Origin of the sequence: Streptomyces echinoruber, from assembly GCF_014651135.1 — a bacterium.
Lineage (GTDB): Bacteria > Actinomycetota > Actinomycetes > Streptomycetales > Streptomycetaceae > Streptomyces > Streptomyces echinoruber.
In genome coordinates this window covers 1-2,347 of the sequence record NZ_BMWH01000071.1, presented here as the reverse complement: position 1 = coordinate 2,347, position 2,347 = coordinate 1, and the positions used below count along the sequence as shown (strand labels likewise).

General features: G+C 73.5%; 6 protein-coding genes. 1 reads left to right on the top strand and 5 read right to left on the bottom strand.

Annotation, left to right across the window (positions count from 1 at the left end):
* Window positions 1-204 (top strand): hypothetical protein (locus IE225_RS32480; protein ID WP_229880211.1); only part of this gene is annotated, 204 nt, incomplete at its 5' end.
* A gap of 105 nt (window positions 205-309) precedes the next feature.
* Here the strand turns inward: IE225_RS32480 and IE225_RS32475 are convergent.
* From IE225_RS32475 to IE225_RS32455, 5 genes are all read right to left on the bottom strand, one after another.
* The gene (locus tag IE225_RS32475; protein ID WP_190061262.1) at window positions 310-570 is read right to left on the bottom strand and encodes a hypothetical protein; all 261 of its coding nucleotides are present in this window, start codon (window positions 568-570) and stop codon (window positions 310-312) included.
* A complete protein-coding gene (locus IE225_RS32470; RefSeq protein ID WP_190061261.1) occupies window positions 567-1,289 on the bottom strand; it encodes a hypothetical protein in 723 nt (240 codons plus the stop codon). The genes IE225_RS32475 and IE225_RS32470 overlap by 4 nt, the downstream gene beginning before the upstream one ends.
* Window positions 1,286-1,558 (bottom strand): helix-turn-helix domain-containing protein, encoded by a 273-nt coding sequence (locus IE225_RS32465; protein ID WP_190061260.1) that lies wholly within the window; start codon window positions 1,556-1,558, stop codon window positions 1,286-1,288. The genes IE225_RS32470 and IE225_RS32465 overlap by 4 nt, the downstream gene beginning before the upstream one ends.
* Before the next feature lie 141 nt (window positions 1,559-1,699).
* Window positions 1,700-2,047 (bottom strand): hypothetical protein, encoded by a 348-nt coding sequence (locus IE225_RS32460; RefSeq protein WP_190061259.1) that lies wholly within the window; start codon window positions 2,045-2,047, stop codon window positions 1,700-1,702.
* The coding region (locus IE225_RS32455) for a hypothetical protein (RefSeq protein WP_229880210.1) at window positions 2,044-2,347 on the bottom strand (304 nt) is incomplete at its 5' end. The genes IE225_RS32455 and IE225_RS32460, both read right to left, overlap by 4 nt.

Sequence of the window (2,347 nt, the reverse complement as noted above, 5' to 3'; positions counted from 1 at the left end):
TACCCGCACGGTCCGGGTGGCGGTGGGAGCGTGAGCGCCGCTGTCTGCTGCCGCTGCGAGCGGCTGACCTTCGCCCCCGTCGCCGTGCGCTACGTCGAGCGGGTGAGCGGCCCCGGGTGGACGTTGCACGCCTGCCCGGACTGCGCGCCCCACCTCGCCCCTGGCCCCCTGCCCGACGAGACAGCCCGGCCCACGCGCGGCTGATCTCTCCCCCGGTCCCTACCCCGCCCGAACAACCCGGGCGGGGTTTCGCCGTCTCTGGGCGCGGTTGCGATGGCGATACCTAAGGCGGGGGAAAGTGGGGCGGCCTCATGCCGGGGCGCGGCCGGTGAGGCGGTCGTACAGGGCGCGGTCGGTGGTGAACACGCGCACGCGGTCGGCGTAGCTCATCGCGTCCAGTTCGGCCGCGGTGGTCGGCATCTGGAAGGAGTCGGCCGGTGGGCGCGCGGCCTGCTCGACCTGCTCGGCCCAACGCAGGTAGGCGGGCGACACGTAACCGGTCTGCTCGGCGTGGCGGCGGCGGGGTGCCGGGTCCCCTGCGGCGGCGGTGATGTGGGCGCGTCCGGTCACTTGGCGCTCTCCTTCGGTGCGTCGGCGAGCCGGTCGAGTTGCGGACGGAGCGCACCACGCGCCCGGTGGGCCTGCTCGATGATGGGGGCTCGGGTGAACTCCGGTGCGTCACCGGCCTTGCGGATGCCTGCGGCCCGGTCGAGGTCGTCGAGCAGCACTGCGAGGCGGGCTGCGGCTCCGTCCGCGTGGCGTACGTCGTCCCCGCCAAGGTGGACGGTGGCGCCGCTGAGCGCGAAGTACCAGCGTGGTGCGGTCGGTGAGGCGGGCGGCCCCTGCATGTCTTCCGGCGAGCCCGCACACTGCGGTGCGCCTGCGGACCTGAGTAGCGCCGCGGCTTCGGTGACGGCGGCGTCGAACGCGTCGGACGCCACGATGAAGGCGGCGAGGGCATCGCGTGCCGCAGCGTATTTGGTGGCGAGGGTCCGCGGGCTGTGTTCGGCGAGCAGTGCGAGGGCGCGCTCGGTCGTGTGCTGGCGCTCCCGTTCGGCGGCCTGGGCGGCGGCGCGCTCGGCCTTGCGGCGGGCCGCTTCGGCGCGCAGCTTGGCGAACCTGCCGAGTTCGCGCGCGTCGGCGAGTTGCTGTGCGGTGACCTGTTCGTCTCCGTCGCGTACGCGTTCCTCCAGTGCGGCGAGCAACTGCTCGGCCTTGGCCGCTTCCTGCTCGGCCTGTTCGACCGCGGCCTCGTGCGGGTCAGTGCTGATTGTGGTCGGGGTGGTCACGGTGTGGTGCCTCCTGCGGTGTTGTGGTGTTGGTAGTGGTCGAGGGCGTCGGCGTCGACGGCCCACACGCGCGCCCCGACGCGCTTGGCGGACAGGCGGCCGTCGGTAATCAAGGCGCGTACGTGGCGGGGCGAGCAGCCCATCAGGGCGGCGGCCTCGGCCACACTCACCGTGCCCGACGGGCGGGGCGTGCTTCCGGTAGCGGCGGTGGAATCGAACGCGTCGGTGCGCTGTGCGGCCGTGTGCAGCGCGTAAAGCAGGCGGCGCACGCCTGGGGCTGCCTCGCCCACCGTCGGCGCGCACACGGGCTGTGAGATCGCGCACCAGGGCGCGCAGCACCTCGCCCGCGACCGAGGCGGGGACGATCACCGATCCGTCAGCGCGCAGCAGCCGCTCAGTGTCCAGGTGGCTCACACGTCAGCCCCCTCGTCGCCCCCGTCGCTGTGGAGCGCCACGGGGCGGTGTTCGTCGTAGGCGGCGCACCACTCGGCGGCAACGCTGCGGATGGTGCGGCCCATCATCGACGTGTCGTCGTCCGGGGCGAGCAGGGCCAGCGTGCGGACGATGTCCGGCGGCGGCTCGGTGACGTGCTGGTCGTGCAGGGCGAGGCCGGTGTGCAGGGCGCTGAGTACGTCGAGGGTGGACAGGCGCACCGTGCGGCCGTCCGTGAGGTGGTGGGCGTGCATGAGGCGCCGGCCGTCGCGCTGCTTCTCGACGGCGAGCAGGCGGCGGACAAGTGGAGTAGGGCGGCGCGTCATCGGCGGCGTGCCTCCTCCTCGGCTGCTTCGAGGGCGGCGAGGCGCTGTTCGAGGTCGAGGGATTCCCGCAGCGACAGGCAGGCGTCGAGCAGGGTTCGGGCGGCCTGTACGCGGTTGCGGCCGTCGGCATCGCGCAGTGCCTCGCGCAGCGTGGTGACGGCTTCGGCGGCCCCGGCTGCGAGCTGTCCGACGGCGCTCGACAGGATCTCGGTTCGGGTGTCGCGTACCTCTATCTGGAAGTCGGGGTCTTCCATCCATCGGCGGATGGTGCGGCCGGACACGCCGGACTCGCGGGCGGCT

Bases quoted from the DNA above. Each gene is read 5' to 3' on its own strand.
- IE225_RS32460 (WP_190061259.1), bottom strand. From the start codon at position 2,047: ATGACGCGCCGCCCTACTCCACTTGTCCGCCGCCTGCTCGCCGTCGAG.